Origin of the sequence: Sutcliffiella halmapala, assembly GCF_050107295.1 — a bacterium.
Classification (GTDB): Bacteria; Bacillota; Bacilli; order Bacillales; family Bacillaceae_I; genus Sutcliffiella_A; species Sutcliffiella_A halmapala_A.
On the sequence record NZ_JBNIKR010000032.1, the window covers coordinates 1 to 641 of the forward strand.

At 31.4% G+C, this 641-nt stretch carries 1 protein-coding gene and 1 pseudogene; both read left to right on the plus strand.

Going from position 1 to position 641, the window contains the following annotated elements:
- A pseudogene (locus tag ACQCT5_RS22880) lies at window positions 1-130 on the plus strand (NUDIX hydrolase); the annotation flags it as partial.
- A gap of 225 nt (window positions 131-355) precedes the next feature.
- Window positions 356-574, plus strand: coding sequence for a hypothetical protein (locus ACQCT5_RS22885; RefSeq protein ID WP_499645414.1), 219 nt, complete (start codon window positions 356-358; stop codon window positions 572-574).
- Window positions 575-641: the final 67 nt, after the last annotated feature.

Sequence of the window (641 nt, forward strand, 5' to 3'; positions counted from 1 at the left end):
ATCAGAGAGTCTAGAAGTAGGGTTCTATCCTATTGAGAAAGCGTTAGAAATGGTAACCGTGGGAAACTTTAAGCAAAGAATTGAATACTGTCTTGATAATAGCAAACACCCATTTTATATTGAATTTTAGGTAAATGTAATTAAGAAATAACAGTATTGCATATTAAACAATCGGGCGCGATCCTGGAACAAGGATAAGCGCTCATTTTCTATATTTTAGGGACATATTTTGTAATGAAAAAGGAAATTAGATGGTTCCTCTTGAATTTGTAATTTATGCCAGAACAGGGCAGTTTAGTTGAACAACTTTTCCAAAATTACGGTATTATTTTTAAGTGTGGGTGATGATTTTTAAGTGAGTAAAATTAAAATACGGGTTCAAGATACTATCATAGAAATCGAAGAAAACGAAAGGTATTATATTGAAGTTGAGGAAAGAACCTTTATCGGTACAATCCTTGAGAATATGGATTTTGACTACGACGGTCGGGTATTCTTTTACATCCTCACTGATGAAGAAAACGAAGATTATCAAATAGTAGAAGATGAAATTAAAAAAATAAAAAAACTTTAAGTAAACTATTGTCTTCTTGTGCTAACTGGGTGCTTTAGTGAAAGAAGAATTAATTGATTTTAAGATT